Source organism: Commensalibacter melissae, from assembly GCF_003691365.1.
GTDB classification, from domain to species: domain Bacteria; phylum Pseudomonadota; class Alphaproteobacteria; order Acetobacterales; family Acetobacteraceae; genus Commensalibacter; species Commensalibacter melissae.
The window spans coordinates 1,584,261-1,598,739 of the sequence record NZ_CP033087.1 but is presented as its reverse complement, the minus strand read 5'-3'; the positions used below and the strand labels follow the sequence as shown (position 1 = coordinate 1,598,739).

The window sequence follows — 14,479 nt, the reverse complement described above, 5'->3', positions numbered from 1 at the left end:
CACTACGACTATTAAGAAAATCCAGATATTTGACCTCTATTTTTCGATATTCATCCTTCTGAGGCGGAAAGGAAACGTTCAGCTTCAAGTGCAGCCATGCACCCTGAACCTGCTGCGGTGATCGCTTGACGGTAGATTTTGTCTTGAACATCTCCAGCGGCAAATATGCCAGGAACAGATGTTTTTGTCGTTCCCGGTGTTGTTTGTATATAGCCTTCCTCATCAAGATCAATTTGATTTTTGAAAAGTTCTGTATTTGGTGTGTGACCAATTGCTATAAAAACACCATCAATAGGCAATTGGCTTATTTCTTTTGTAAGTGTATTTTTTAATGTAAGTCCTGTAACAGAAGGAGGATTACTTTCCGCTAAAATATCCTCTACAACGCTATTCCAGATAATCGTAACTTTTGGATTTTTCATGAGGCGTGTTTGTTGGATTTTTTCCGCCCGTAAACTGTTGCGACGATGAATGAGGAAAACATGAGCTGCATGATGGGTTAAATAAAGAGCTTCTTCAACAGCGGTATTTCCTCCACCAATTACCGCAACCTGTTTACCACGATAAAAAAATCCATCACAGGTTGCACAGGCGGAAACACCAAATCCCTGCAGTTTTTCTTCAGCCTCAAGACCTAGCCAACGGGCTTGGGCACCTGTAGCAATGATGACGGTTTTTGCTTTGTAGGTATTTCCCATATCGGTTTGCAATATGAAATAGTTATTTTCTTTTTGTTTTTGTTGAAGGGAGCACCTTGTTACGCTGTCATTGATAATCTTGGCGCCAACATTTATGGCTTGTTGAGCCATCTGTTCCATCAACCAGGGGCCTTGTATGGGATCAGCAAAACCAGGGAAATTCTCGATTTCATTAGTAATGGTCAACTGACCACCGGGCTGTAATCCAGTTAGGAGAGTTGGGCTTAGATTTGCTCTGGCTCCATAGATTGCTGCTGTGTATCCTGCCGGGCCTGCCCCAATAATTAATAAATCCGTAAGAAATGTCTCACCCATATTATTCGTCCTATTATTACAAAGATTTTTTATATATAAGTCATCTATAGTATAATAAGAAACTATTGTTTAAAGAATAAATTGTTAAATTATATAAAGTGAAAGTTTTGGTAGGATAATCGATTTATGAATCAGGCAGCGGATCTTGATAAAATTGACTGGCTCATTTTAGATGAGCTTCAAAAAGATGGGCGAATAACAAATATTGAATTGGCACAAAGAGTTGGTATTTCTGCTCCCCCCTGCTTAAGGCGGGTAAGACGTCTGGAAACGATGGGGGTTATTCAAAGTTATCATGCGGATATAGATATGAAATCTGTAGGATGGTGCCTATCAGTATTTGTGCTGGTTGGTCTTGATAGTCAAAAAGAGGCCATATTAAAAGAATTTGAAAAAGAAATGGCGGATATTCCCGAGGTAAGGGAATGTCATATGGTGCGTGGTGGCGTTGATTTTTTAATTCGTTTTATTGCGCGAAATACCGAAGATGAAAATAGAATAACGCATGAATTGATAACGCATCCTCACATTGCCAGGGTTCAGACATTACAAGTTATTCATACCAGCTTTAATCGACATGGCGTTCCATTGGAATACGATCATCCAGATATATCCAAATAAATGTTTGATGATCAAATGTAAACTTTTATTGAAAAATGAAATATTTATCCGCTTCAGAAAAAGCGATGGGCGCGGAAGTTAGTATTATTGTTCCGTGTTATAATGAAAAAAATAATGTCCTTCCTCTTTTTAGAGCTTTAGAAACGGCTTTGGTAGGGTGGCGATGGGAGGCTATTTATGTCGATGATAATTCTCCGGATGGTACAATTGAAGAGATTAGAAAACTTGCCAGACAAGATATAAGGGCACGTGGAATACTTAGAGTTAACAAAAGAGGCTTGTCGTCTGCAGTGATTGATGGTGTCTTATCCTCTTCTGCTGATTATATAGCGGTAATTGATGGAGATATGCAGCATGATGAGACACGACTGCCAGATATGCTTGAGGCTGTAATTCATAGAAATTTTGATTTTGCAGTTGGCAGCCGTCATGTATCGGGTGGCAGTAATCAGGGATTGGCAAATTACTGGAGGAGATTTTTATCGGATCGTGGCATTGCATTATCACAAAAAATTTTACCTGTTCCATTAAAGGATCCAATGAGCGGTTTTTTTGTATTGAAAAGAAAGCTGTTTTTAAATCTTATGCCGACATTAACAGGAACTGGCTTTAAAATATTACTTGATTTGATATTATCCTGTCCTTCTACAATACGTGTTATCGAAATTCCCTTTCAGTTTCGAAAACGTTTTTCAGGACAAAGTAAACTTGGTTTAAAAATAATGATGCAATTTATTGTAATGCTGCTTCAAAAAAAATTAAAAAGATATCCTAGATAATTCAAATTTAATGATGACAATCTGATAAACCCATTTTGCTGCTTTGAAGAATTTATCAAAAAAACTGACGAAAATTAAAATATTTATATACTGGGCAATCCAATCATTCTTGATAACGAATTATAATTTAAAATATGTAAAACAGATGATTTCATGAATTTTGGTTAGTGGTATGTGTTCTGTAAAAGCTGATTTTGAATGGGTAAAAAAGTTAACGGTAAAACCTTGTTTATTATGGTTTTGGTTTGGTTTATCTATCGTGACACTCATTCGTTTATGGGTTGCTGCCGCCAGCCCGCTTTCGCCAGATGAAGCATATTATTGGTTATGGTCAAATTATTTAGATTACAGTTTTTATGATCATCCACCAATGGTGGCGTTGTGGATAAAATTGGGATGCTGGATCGGTAATAAAACCGCTCTGGGTGTCCGTTTTCTTGCCCCTTTTGCCGGTTTGATAGGAAGTGTTTTTATATATTTTAGTGTTTTGGATTTTTGTCATACCAGTCATGATAAAGAAAAAAATGCGATTACTGCGGTTGTGATATTAAATACAACCCTCGCTATTAGCGTCGGTAGTGTAACAATAACCCCCGATACTCCATTACTTTTCTTTATTTGTATTTTTATATGGGGATGTGGACGTTTAATTGCCACTCAAAAATTGGGATGGTGGCTGGTTATTGGTATAGCTGCAGGATGTGCATTGCTCAGCAAGTATACTGCGTTGTTAATGATTGCGGGATTAGGAGTTTGGTGCATTCTGACAGTTTTGGGTCGATTTTCTTTAAAATCCTGGAAATTATGGGGAGGGCTGTTTTTAACGATACTTATTTTCTTACCCGTGATTATTTGGAATTCAAAACATCAATGGATCAGTTTTTTAAAACAGGGTGGAAGAACAGCGGATTGGCATCCCAGTCGTGCGGTTCAGTTTTTGTCTGAATTAATGATCGGCCAGATCGGATTGGCCACTCCCATCCTTTTTATTTGTTTTTGTTGGGCCATGATTAAACTGACAAAAATTGTTTGGCAGAGTAAAGCGGAGAATGATTTTTTATTGTGGTTATGGGTTATTATTCCAGTTTGTGTATTTGTTCAGCATGCCTTTGGGGATCGTGTACAGGCCAACTGGGTGGGAATATTATATCCAGTTCTGTCTGTCATAACGGCAATTTATTTTCATCGTTTTATTAAGTCAGCCTGTATCCTCGGGAATATAATGGTTGGTTTGATTTACATTCAATCGGTTTTTGCATATTTTCCAATTCCGGCCAAATATGATCTAATATTAAAACGATTGGGGGGGTGGGCTGAATTAGCTAAAGTGGTTTCATGTCAAATTCCTGATTCAGTTCCAATCATTGTCGATGAATATGGCATAGCTGCAGAATTGGCATTTTATGAGGTGCATCATCCAATTATTCTGGTTGATAGACGCTGGAAATATTTTGCTTTAGCTGATTACCATGGGAAAAATGGCTATTTAATTCGTACACAGCGTCGCAAAGATATGCCACCTTCTGTTTATTTTTTAAATTCAGAAAAACAGGGGATTGTCGTAAGAAAAATCAAACAGAGAATTGCGGAAACCTATAATATCTATAAAGTAGAGTTAAATTATTCAAATGCTAACGAGCATGAAATCGTTTATCTGCCTTAATGAAAATTTCAATTAGGAAGCGAGTTCTATCAATTCATCTGATAAAGGATTGGAAACGGTTTCTTCCACTTTTTTAATTAAATTCTTTATCCTGAATGGTTTTTCAATACGTGGAAATGGTAAATCATTAATACGCTGGTTGATTTGAAAATTTCCACTCATCAAAAGTACCCTGCATTTTTTTTGCAACATTTTAAGAATCAGCGGATATGGATCTCCGTCAGGTAAATAAACATCGACAATCATGAGGGTAAATGAAGTTTCTTTGATTAGTTCAGCAGCTTCAGCAAGAGAATGTGCCAGTTGAATTGTTGGAATTCGATTGGCAAAGCTTAACTTAATAAGATCGCATATCTCAGGCTGATCTTCTATAATAAGAAGAGACGTATTAGAAAGCATTTAGAAATCTATCAAAAAAATTACTTTTTTATCTTTATACCAAAAAAAAACGTATAAATAAAGTATAATTTAATATGTATAAAGGAGTAGTTAAATAATATTAATAAAGCTTATTTTAACTTTTTAATCAGGTTTTCAATCTAGGTATGAAATTGACCTCTAATTTAAATGGCGCACCCGACAGGAATCGAACCCATAACCCCCAGATTCGTAGTCTGGTGCTCTATCCAGTTGAGCTACGGGTGCGTCTTGCCCTAGGCTTTTAACCGATCTTTTTCCCCTCTGCAAGTGTTTTTTTAACTTTTTGTGATTTTAATGCGCAATAGCGTTTGATAATCCGTAATGATGTGGACGATAAAAGGTAATTGTTGCCCGACAGTCAGGAGTTCCATAGGTTCCAATTATATTTTTATCCTTGGCTTTCCCTTCAAAAATGAGATCGTAGGGTTTATGATCCATATCCGTACGGTGGAGGACAGCGACAAAATGCCTTGGATGTTCCTTTTTATGATAGATACCTGTCAAGACCAATGCCCCATTATCAGGTGAAAACAATATTTTCTTTTTATCGATTCTCAGGGCGGCCATACGATCATGTGGACAAATTCCCTGTTGTGTTTCCATTTTGCCTAACCATATTCCTGTGGGGTGGTCTTCGGCTAAATGACTGCAGGCAGCAGTCAACACTAATATAAAAATAGGGATAATCCGTATTTTGCGATGGACTAATTTCAGGCGATACTTGTTCACGGAATGCTCCAGAGTGAAAAAATATGAAAAGGAATTTATTTCTATATAAAGGAGAAATAGTTTTTTTTCAGATAAATTGTTTAATTTACATTTTTTTTATCTATTTGTGATATGAAAACGTATTTTACTGAAAGAGGAAGTGATTGATAAAAATGACCCAGGTAAGCGAATTGGAACAATCTTTACATCAAGAAAAGATTCTTATTCTTGATTTTGGCAGTCAGGTAACCCAGTTGATTGCACGCAGAATAAGAGAAAGTGGCGTTTATTGCGAAATATGGCCTTATACGAGTGATGATGAAAAGATTCGTTCATTTGCACCAAAAGGGATTATTTTATCTGGTGGCCCTTCCAGTGTCATTCAAATGGATGCCCCAAGGATTCCGAATGAAGTTTTTACATTAATGGTTCCCGTATTGGGAATTTGTTATGGTGAACAGGCAATGTGTCATCAATTGGGTGGACAGGTGGAATCCGGTGACCACCGTGAATTTGGCCGTGCGTATGTTAAAATTCTTGAGGATAGTGCCTTATGTCAGGGTGTATGGTCAAAGGGGAACCGTGAACAAGTATGGATGAGTCATGGTGATCGAGTTATAAAAATCCCACCCGGATTCAAGGTGGTAGGGGTTAGTGAGGGTGCACCCTATGCCATGATTGCTGATGAGGATCGTCACTATTATGGTGTTCAGTTTCATCCTGAAGTTGTTCATACACCTCGTGGTGCCGCATTATTAAAGAATTTTACGCATAATATTGCCGGGTGTCAGGGTAATTGGACCATGGCCGGTTTTCGTAATTTGGAAATTGAACGTATTCGTCAAAAGGTTGGTGACAAAAAAGTCATCTGCGGTTTATCAGGTGGGGTTGATTCTGCAGTGGCAGCTGTATTGATTCATGAAGCTATTGGAGATCAGTTAACCTGTATTTTTGTCGATCACGGCATGCTGCGTCAAAATGAAGCGGATGAGGTTGTTAAAACATTCAAAGAGAAATTTAATATTCATTTGATTGCTAAAAACGCGTCTGACTTGTTTCTGAAAGAATTGGCTGGAGTAACCGATCCAGAGGTTAAACGTAAAACCATTGGCCGTTTGTTTATCGAGGTATTTGAACAGGAGGCGCAAAAACTGGGTGGGGCTGATTTTCTGGCACAGGGTACCCTTTATCCGGATGTTATTGAAAGCGTCAGTGTCACGGGAAAATCAGCAACTATTAAGTCTCATCATAATGTGGGTGGATTGCCTGAACGGATGAATATGAAGCTTGTCGAACCTTTACGTGAACTTTTCAAGGATGAAGTCAGGGATTTGGGTCGGGAATTGGGTATTCCAGAAAATATTGTTGGTCGTCATCCATTCCCAGGACCAGGCCTTGCCATACGAATTTTAGGGGACATTACGCGTGAACGGCTTGATTTGTTGCGTCGTGTTGATGCCGTGTATTTGGATGAAATTCGCAAGGCTGGGTTATATGACAAAATTTGGCAAGCGTTTGCTGTTTTGTTGCCTATTCGTACGGTTGGCGTTATGGGGGATGGCCGAACATATGATCAGGCTTGTGCATTGCGGGCAGTTACAAGTGTGGATGGTATGACTGCCGATGTTTATTCCTTTGATATGGAATTCCTTACCAGAGTGGCGGGGCGGATTGTTAATGAAGTCAAAGGCATTAATCGTGTAACTTATGATATTACATCAAAACCTCCCGGAACCATTGAATGGGAATAAGATTGCAAGATAACCAATATCTTGAGAAAGTGTCACCCCAATTATTTCATAGGTTTAATTGGGGTGATATCTATTGTTTAGATTACGCATTGACAAGTTAAAGACTTGTTTTTTATTTAAGGAATTTATGATAATATAATTGTATAGCCATTCTATTTTTTAAACCCGATAAATATACAGAGGTTTCTGGCTAATATATTTTTTTAAAAAAATTTAAAATTAAATATATTGTTAAACCAATAAAGTCTGACCTATATTATACTATCTTGTTATCATTTCTGATCTTTTTCGATTGTAAAATTAAAGTTTTTGTTTTTATCAAAATCTTGCATGTCAAGCCTAATGTTATGTTGATTTTATATCATCATATAGGTATGTATGTTTTTTAATATACTATATATAGAAATTTATCATTACATTTAAAATTTTATAATGGTATAGTAAGGATGTAAAATCCTTAAAGGTTTGTTGTTTTGCGAGGATATGGTTGTGACCCCAGTTGATCTGCTTGAAAAAAAGCCTGTTGCCAATGCTGGAAAAGGTAAAACAGATAATGGTTCTCTTTTTACAGATGCCTTGGCAGGAAAAATACAGTTGTATGGGCGTTATCAGGTTAAATTAGATCATTCTCGTGATGCTTTATTGACAGATTTTGGTAAAGCGACGCTTGATGACCGTTATCTTATTGAGGGTGAAAGCTACCAGGAGCTGTTTGCAAGGGTGGCTTCCTACTACGGGGATGATGCGGAACATGCCCAGCGTTTATATGACTATATGTCTCAGCATTGGTTTATGCCGGCCACTCCAGTACTGTCAAATGGTGGGACGGCCAGAGGGTTGCCTATTTCCTGTTTTTTGAATGAAGCGGAAGACAGCCTGAAGGGAATTGTTGAACTGTGGAATGAAAATGTCTGGCTTGCCTCTCGTGGCGGGGGAATTGGATCCTATTGGGGAAATTTGCGTTCTATTGGTGAAAATGTTAGTCGGAATGGCAAAACTTCAGGTGTCATTCCATTCATAAGGGTGATGGACAGCCTGACCCTGGCAATTAGTCAGGGATCTTTGAGACGGGGTTCAGCAGCTGTTTATTTGCCTATCTGGCATCCTGAAATTGAGGAATTTATTGAATTACGCAGACCAACGGGTGGAGATCCCAATCGTAAAGCCTTGAATCTACATCATGGTGTTCTAATTTCTGACGCTTTTATGCGTGCAGTTGAAAATAATGAGGAATGGGCGCTTGTCTCCCCAAAAGATCAGTCGGTCATTAGGAAAATTTCTGCCCGTTCTTTGTGGATCAGACTGCTGACGACACGAATTGAACAGGGTGAGCCTTATATTGTCTTTTCCGATACGGTGAATAATGCCCGTCCTGAACATCATAAACTGGCTGGACTGGAAGTAAAAACCTCTAATCTTTGTGCTGAAATTACGTTACCTACAGGAATAGATCATAAAGGAAAGGAACGGACGGCTGTTTGTTGCCTTTCCTCTTTAAATCTTGAATATTGGGATCAATGGTCAAGAAACCCACAATTTATCCAGGATGTCATGTTGTTTCTTGATAATGTTTTGCAGGATTTCATTGATCATGCTCCTGACGAAATGGAACGTGCAAGATATGCTGCTGCACGTGAACGTTCCGTTGGTATGGGTGTAATGGGTTTTCATTCTTTTCTTCAAGCTCATAAAATTCCGTTTGAAAGCGTTATGGCAAAAGTATGGAACAAGAAAATGTTTCAGCATATACGTCAGGAAGCAGACAAGGCATCCGTTACCCTGGCGAATTTGCGTGGACCTTGTCCGGATGCCGCCGATTATGGCATTAATGAGCGCTTTTCAAACAAGATTGCGATTGCGCCAACGGCTTCCATTTCGATTATTGCGGGAAATGCAAGTCCCGGTATTGAACCAATTACGGCCAATGTATTTTTGCAGAAAACCTTATCAGGCTCCTTTACCGTAAGAAATAGGCATTTACGTAAGGTATTGCAGGAAAAAGGCCAGGATACTGATGCAGTCTGGTCTTCTATCACTTTAAACAAAGGGAGTGTTCAACATCTTGATTTTCTGACTCAGGATGAAAAGGATATTTACAAAACAGCATTTGAATTGGATCAACGTTGGATCATTGAACATGCTGCTGACCGTTCACCTTTTATCTGTCAGTCTCAATCAGTTAATTTATTTGTTCCAGCCAATGTTCACAAGCGTGATTTACATATGATGCATTATCAGGCATGGAAAAAAGGAATGAAATCCCTGTATTATTGCCGTTCTCTTTCTATCCAGCGTGCAGATACTGTTAGCAATTTGGCAGTTAAAGAGGATATTCTAAATAAAGGTGATCAGATACAGGCTGATACCTCGACAAGTTATGAAGAATGTCTATCTTGTCAATAATATTGGTTTGAAGGCCTTTTTAGAAGAAAAGGTCTTTTTTGTTAACTGGGTAAAAGTCTGATCTAAACGGATTTTATTCTTTCTATATCCCTAATATTTTAAGATTTAGGAAGATTTTTGGCCGATATAGGTGATATTCATTCATAAACAAGATGATATTGCTTTTTAAACAGACATCTATTTATGATATCAATCGAAATATTGATTTTGTCTTTAATATTTTTTGTAAAAAGGACACATATTGAATGTCATCTATTCCTCAAATTAAATTAAATGATGGGACGAATATTCCTGCTGTTGGATTTGGCACTTACAAACTTAACGGTAGGGAAGGGGTAAAATCTATCATCAGTGCCATTCATAATGGTTACCGTTTGTTGGATTCAGCTTTTAATTATGAAAATGAAGGTGCTGTTGGTGAAGCGGTCCGACAATGTGGAATTTCCCGTGAACAATTGCGAATCACTTCCAAATTACCAGGACGTCGTCATCAATATGATCAGGCATTGTTAACGATTGAGGAATCTTTATATCGTGCACAGCTTGATTATTATGATATATATTTGATTCATTGGCCCAACCCGATAACAGGAAAATATCTTGAAGCCTGGGAAGCTCTGGTCGAGGCGAAAAAAAGAGGGATGATTAAATCCATAGGTGTTTCAAATTTCCTGCCTGAGCATCTTGATCGTATTATTAAGGAAACAGGGGTGACACCAAGTATTAACCAAGTGGAATTGCATCCATATTTCTCCCAGGCAAAACAGCGTGCCTATGATAAAAAATTGGGAATTGTTACAGAGGCCTGGAGTCCGCTGGGCCGTGCCAATGATCTGTTGACACACCCGATCCTGAAAGAAATTGCCAAAAATTATCATAAGTCGGTAGGACAACTAATTTTGCGCTGGCACGTCCAGCTTGGTGTTGTTCCCATTCCAAAAGCAACATCAGATCAAAGGCAAAAGGAAAATCTTGACATATTTGATTTTGATATTACGACAGAAGATATGCAAAAAATTGATGCATTATCAAAACCAGATGGTCGTTTAAAAGGACAGGATCCCTCAAAATATGAAGAATTTTAATTCTTAATATTATTCCCTCAGGATTAATATCTATTTGACCCTGAGGAATAACAGGGAATTCCTAAACTGTCATGCTTTCAAAAGCTTCTTCCCAGGTTCCTTCTGTGGCGGCTCGGCTATATTCAGTGGCACGATTTTCAAAGAAATTGGTATGTTCAACAGCATTGAGCATTTCATCCATCCAGGGTAACGGATTTTTATCAATATCGTAAATTGTATCCAGACCTAACTGTGTTAAGCGGCGATTGGCAATGAAACAAATATAATTTTTGACATCCTGTGCGGTTAGTCCTTCGACAGAACCCATTTCGAAAGCTAGGTCAATAAAGGCAAATTCATGTTCAACGATAGTTTTACATATATGGATCAGCTCTTGTTGAAAGTTTTCCGTCCACAAATGGGGATTTTCTTGAATGAACGTACGGAAAAGCTTGATAATGGATAGGCAATGTAATGTTTCATCTCTTACTGACCACGAAATAATCTGCCCCATTCCTTTTAGTTTATTAAAACGTGGAAAGTTCATAAGGATGGCAAAGGATGAGAATAATTGTAATCCTTCAGTGAATGCTCCGAAAACCGCCATTGTTTTGGCAATTTCGAGTGGATTATCAATTGAAAAATTCTGCATGTAGTCATATTTGTCTTTCATTTCCTTATATTTGAGGAAAGCAGAATATTCGACTTCCGGCATACCAATAGTATCAAGAAGATAACTATATGCCGCGATATGAATCGTCTCGATATTGGAGAATGCTGACAGCATCATAAGAACCTCAATAGGTTTGAATACCTGGCTGTAATATTTCATATAGGCATTATTTACCTCGACATCTGATTGCGTAAAGAATCGAAAGATTTGGGTGATCAAATTCCGTTCGGGTTCGGTCAATTTTTTATGCCAGTCCTTGACATCTTCCGCCAATGGAACCTCTTCAGGTAACCAATGTAGTCTCTGTTGGGTCAGCCATACATCATAGGCCCAAGGATAATGAAAGGGTTTGTAAACTGGGTTATACGTCATCAGATTATGTGTTTGTGCTGGTTTTGAATCTTGCTTTTCCACAGTTTTAACTCCTTGGGTGATTTATGATTTAATTATGCTCTTTTATCAATATATAGTCATATAAATAAATTTAATATCGATATATAGTGTTTTATAAAAATAAACTTCTTGACTTAGATTCATCCCATATAAACGCTTATATCAAGATAACAAGGTTAGTTTTTTTCCCTGACGCAAGATTCGATTTGTTTCATTGGTAAATTCTCCATTGTCATTATGTAGTATCAGGCCTGGTGCAATCTGACTCCCTCCGGTCGATCCCATTCGTCCTTGTAAAAGTATAATTCGGGGTGGTCGGTTTAGTTTTGGCCATAAAGGAAATAGAATAACCGATCCCAGTTTATATTGATACATAAGGGCACTTGCTTCACTATACAGGCTGGCTGAAAGGGCCAGGGTTAATGTTCCTCCTTGTCGTAATGGACGGCTTAAAGCATAAATCCATTCAGCAAGCAAGCCTCGGGGAAGTTTTTTTGCCAGATTTTTTTCTGGGTCTGGTGAAGGACAGCTATTATGTTGATGCCAGGGAGGGTTGGCGAAGACATGATCAACATGTTCCTGACCATTAGGTAAAAATGTAAAAGGACGTTTTGGAAGTTTCGGTAATGTAACCTGCATTGCCTTTAGATTGGACATCGCATTAAGTTGAAAATTTTCATTTGCCAGTTCAACCATCTCTGGATGTTGTTCAAAACCTATTCCAGTAATCAAGGGAATACGATAGGCAAGACACATCAATCCTGCACCGGCTCCACATCCACCCTCAATAATTATCTGTTTTTTTTTGGCTGGAATACTGGCTGCCATCAATATGGGCTCGAGGGCTGTCCTGTATCCTTTTTGGAATTGTTTATAAAATATCTTTCCTTCTAATAACGTTCCATTGGATGTATTTTTTGATTTATGGTGTATATAAGGTGACGTAAAAGAAAGCGACTGCATAAATCATTAACCAAATAAATATGTTAGACAAATAAAATGTATTCTAGCGTAACCGATAATGAAATGTTAATGATAATGATCAATTCTGTTTTTATTTTTACAACTTGAATAAATTTTTATAAGTTTTATATAGGGTCGGTTGGATCAACATATGCCAATGAGACAGAAGGTAGAAAGTAAAATGCCTGTTCTGATGGGGAAAGAAGAACCTTTACAAGCATTAGTGGATTATTTAGCTGTTGACATGCAAGCTTGTAATCATGTCATTATGGATCGGATGCAAAGCTCCGTACCGTTAGTTTCACAATTGGCGGCACATCTGATTGTGGCAGGAGGAAAGCGTTTAAGACCTTTACTAACCTTGGCCTCGGCACGATTATGTGGATACGAAAAAGATTCTGCAGATCACATTACACGTCATGTCCGGTTGGCTGCCTGTATTGAATTCCTTCATACCGCGACCCTGTTGCATGATGATGTGGTTGATGAAAGTATGTTGCGACGGGGGACGGAAAGTGCAAATGCTGTTTTTGGTAATTCAGCGTCTGTATTGGTGGGAGATTTTCTTTTTTCCCGTGCATTTCAGATCATGACAGAAGATGGTTCCTTAGAAGTTATGCGAATCATTTCAAAGGCTTCGGCAACCATTGCTGAAGGTGAAATTTTGCAAATGACCGTACAGAATGATTTGTCAACTTCAATATCACGCTATTTTGAAGTTATTCATGGAAAGACTGCGGCATTATTTGCGGCTTCTTGTCGAGTTGGGGCTATTGTAGCCAATCAATCAAGACAGCATGAATTGGCGCTGGAATCTTTTGGTACAAATTTGGGAATGGCTTTTCAGCTGGTTGATGATGCATTGGATTATTCAGCGAAACAGGAAGAATTGGGTAAAACGATTGGCGATGATTTTCGTGAGGGTAAAATAACCTATCCAATTTTGATTGCCTATGAAAAGTCCACTCCAGTGGAAAAGGAATTTTGGCAACGGGTAATACAGGATGGCAAGCAGGAAAAAGGCGATTTAAAACAGGCCCTAATCCTTATTCGAAAGTACAATGTAATTGAAGAAACCCTTAAAGAAGCTATGGTTTTTGCAAATAAAGCCAGTTCAGCGCTCAATGTTTTTCCAGAGAGTGAATTACATACTATCTTGAAAAATATTGCTAATTACACCGTGCATAGACATTTTTAAAATTGGTTTATTGCAATATAAATGTTTTGATTTGTGTAAATTTCATCAGGGCAAGCCGACTTAAAAGAGGTTTGTCCTTAGTTAATGGTGCAGTAGAATAAAAACAGTTATTTACGTTATTATCAGTATGTGAAAATTTCTCTTGCCGTAAAATGTCAATAGTGTGCTTGGCTACAGCAGCTGCTGGATCCAGCCATTGAATGGATGGGGATGTGTTCTGACGTAAAAGATCAAGAATAAAGCTGTAATGGGTACATCCTATACATATTGCATCCATTTGATCAGAATATGGATGATTAAACATATTATCAAGTTCTTGCTGGATTAGATGTATATCGCAAGACTTTGTCCGGAAATAATTCTCTGCCAGTTTTGCAAGTACAGGAGAACCATAAGCGATAAGTTTGCAATCCGAGGCAAATTGTTCTTTTAAATGACATAAATAGGGTCGTGCAATGGTCGCACGTGTTGCCAATAATCCAATTATTTTGCTTTGACTCACACGGGCGGCCCATCGAACAGGTGGAACACAGCCAACAAATGGAATGAAAGGATATATTTTCCTCAGCCTGTCGAGTGCAATAGTACTGGCGGTATTACAGGCAATGATAACAAGGTTTGGTTTAATTGACTGAATCGCCTGTCCGATAAGATTGATAATTCGTTCAACCAGAAAATTATCTTCTTGCTCACCATAAGGGAAAACAAGGTTGTCGGCAAGATAGTCAATTGAAACCTGTAAATCGGTTGTTTTCAATTGTGTTTGGAGGTTTTGAACGATGCCTAAACCTCCAATACCAGAATCGAATGCTAAAACACGATAAGGCATA

The 14,479-nt window shown here is 38.1% G+C and carries 13 protein-coding genes and 1 tRNA gene; 7 read left to right on the top strand and 7 right to left on the bottom strand.

The genetic code is table 11. The annotated features are described in order from the left end of the window. Positions 1-50 precede the first annotated feature (50 nt). Positions 51-1,013 (bottom strand): thioredoxin-disulfide reductase, encoded by a 963-nt coding sequence (gene trxB / locus D9V35_RS07245; RefSeq protein WP_122123938.1) that lies wholly within the window; start codon positions 1,011-1,013, stop codon positions 51-53. A gap of 126 nt (positions 1,014-1,139) precedes the next feature. On the opposite strand from trxB, the gene D9V35_RS07240 reads away from it, so the two are divergent. From D9V35_RS07240 to D9V35_RS07230, 3 genes are all read left to right on the top strand, one after another. After that, a complete protein-coding gene (locus D9V35_RS07240; protein ID WP_110438445.1) occupies positions 1,140-1,634 on the top strand; it encodes an Lrp/AsnC family transcriptional regulator in 495 nt (164 codons plus the stop codon). Between the two features lie 35 nt (positions 1,635-1,669). After that, positions 1,670-2,413: a polyprenol monophosphomannose synthase gene (locus tag D9V35_RS07235; RefSeq protein WP_122123937.1), complete on the top strand. Its 744-nt coding sequence runs from the start codon at positions 1,670-1,672 to the stop codon at positions 2,411-2,413. A 172-nt stretch (positions 2,414-2,585) separates the two neighbouring features. Further along, the gene (locus tag D9V35_RS07230; RefSeq protein ID WP_122123936.1) at positions 2,586-4,076 is read left to right on the top strand and encodes an ArnT family glycosyltransferase; all 1,491 of its coding nucleotides are present in this window, start codon (positions 2,586-2,588) and stop codon (positions 4,074-4,076) included. A gap of 12 nt (positions 4,077-4,088) precedes the next feature. Here D9V35_RS07230 and D9V35_RS07225 read toward each other — a convergent pair whose 3' ends face one another. The 3 genes from D9V35_RS07225 to D9V35_RS07215 form a co-directional block, all read right to left on the bottom strand. After that, on the bottom strand, positions 4,089-4,475 hold the full coding sequence (locus tag D9V35_RS07225; RefSeq protein ID WP_110438442.1) for a response regulator: 387 nt from the start codon (positions 4,473-4,475) through the stop codon (positions 4,089-4,091). Between the two features lie 169 nt (positions 4,476-4,644). Continuing rightward, a tRNA-Arg gene (locus D9V35_RS07220) sits at positions 4,645-4,721 on the bottom strand. Positions 4,722-4,787: 66 nt separating this feature from the next. Further along, a complete protein-coding gene (locus D9V35_RS07215; RefSeq protein ID WP_162988609.1) occupies positions 4,788-5,225 on the bottom strand; it encodes a hypothetical protein in 438 nt (145 codons plus the stop codon). Positions 5,226-5,377: 152 nt separating this feature from the next. Here D9V35_RS07215 and guaA point away from each other — a divergent pair, with 152 nt between their 5' ends. The 3 genes from guaA (at position 5,378) to D9V35_RS07200 (ending at position 10,443) form a co-directional block, all read left to right on the top strand. Beyond that, on the top strand, positions 5,378-6,955 hold the full coding sequence (gene guaA, locus D9V35_RS07210; protein ID WP_122123934.1) for a glutamine-hydrolyzing GMP synthase: 1,578 nt from the start codon (positions 5,378-5,380) through the stop codon (positions 6,953-6,955). A 483-nt stretch (positions 6,956-7,438) separates the two neighbouring features. Beyond that, complete coding sequence (locus D9V35_RS07205) at positions 7,439-9,358, top strand: ribonucleoside-diphosphate reductase subunit alpha (protein WP_122123933.1); 1,920 nt, start codon at positions 7,439-7,441, stop codon at positions 9,356-9,358. Positions 9,359-9,603: 245 nt separating this feature from the next. Next, a complete protein-coding gene (locus tag D9V35_RS07200; protein WP_122123932.1) occupies positions 9,604-10,443 on the top strand; it encodes an aldo/keto reductase in 840 nt (279 codons plus the stop codon). A 61-nt stretch (positions 10,444-10,504) separates the two neighbouring features. On the opposite strand, the gene D9V35_RS07195 is transcribed toward D9V35_RS07200, so the two are convergent. Further along, the gene (locus tag D9V35_RS07195) at positions 10,505-11,467 is read right to left on the bottom strand and encodes a ribonucleotide-diphosphate reductase subunit beta (protein ID WP_122124296.1); all 963 of its coding nucleotides are present in this window, start codon (positions 11,465-11,467) and stop codon (positions 10,505-10,507) included. 183 nt (positions 11,468-11,650) lie between these two features. Continuing rightward, the gene (locus D9V35_RS07190; protein ID WP_122123931.1) at positions 11,651-12,451 is read right to left on the bottom strand and encodes a tRNA1(Val) (adenine(37)-N6)-methyltransferase; all 801 of its coding nucleotides are present in this window, start codon (positions 12,449-12,451) and stop codon (positions 11,651-11,653) included. 157 nt (positions 12,452-12,608) lie between these two features. On the opposite strand from D9V35_RS07190, the gene D9V35_RS07185 reads away from it, so the two are divergent. Further along, positions 12,609-13,649, top strand: coding sequence for a polyprenyl synthetase family protein (locus tag D9V35_RS07185; protein ID WP_230880516.1), 1,041 nt, complete (start codon positions 12,609-12,611; stop codon positions 13,647-13,649). A gap of 7 nt (positions 13,650-13,656) precedes the next feature. Here the strand turns inward: D9V35_RS07185 and murI are convergent, their stop codons facing one another. Then, the gene (gene murI / locus D9V35_RS07180) at positions 13,657-14,478 is read right to left on the bottom strand and encodes a glutamate racemase (protein ID WP_122123930.1); all 822 of its coding nucleotides are present in this window, start codon (positions 14,476-14,478) and stop codon (positions 13,657-13,659) included. Position 14,479: the final 1 nt, after the last annotated feature.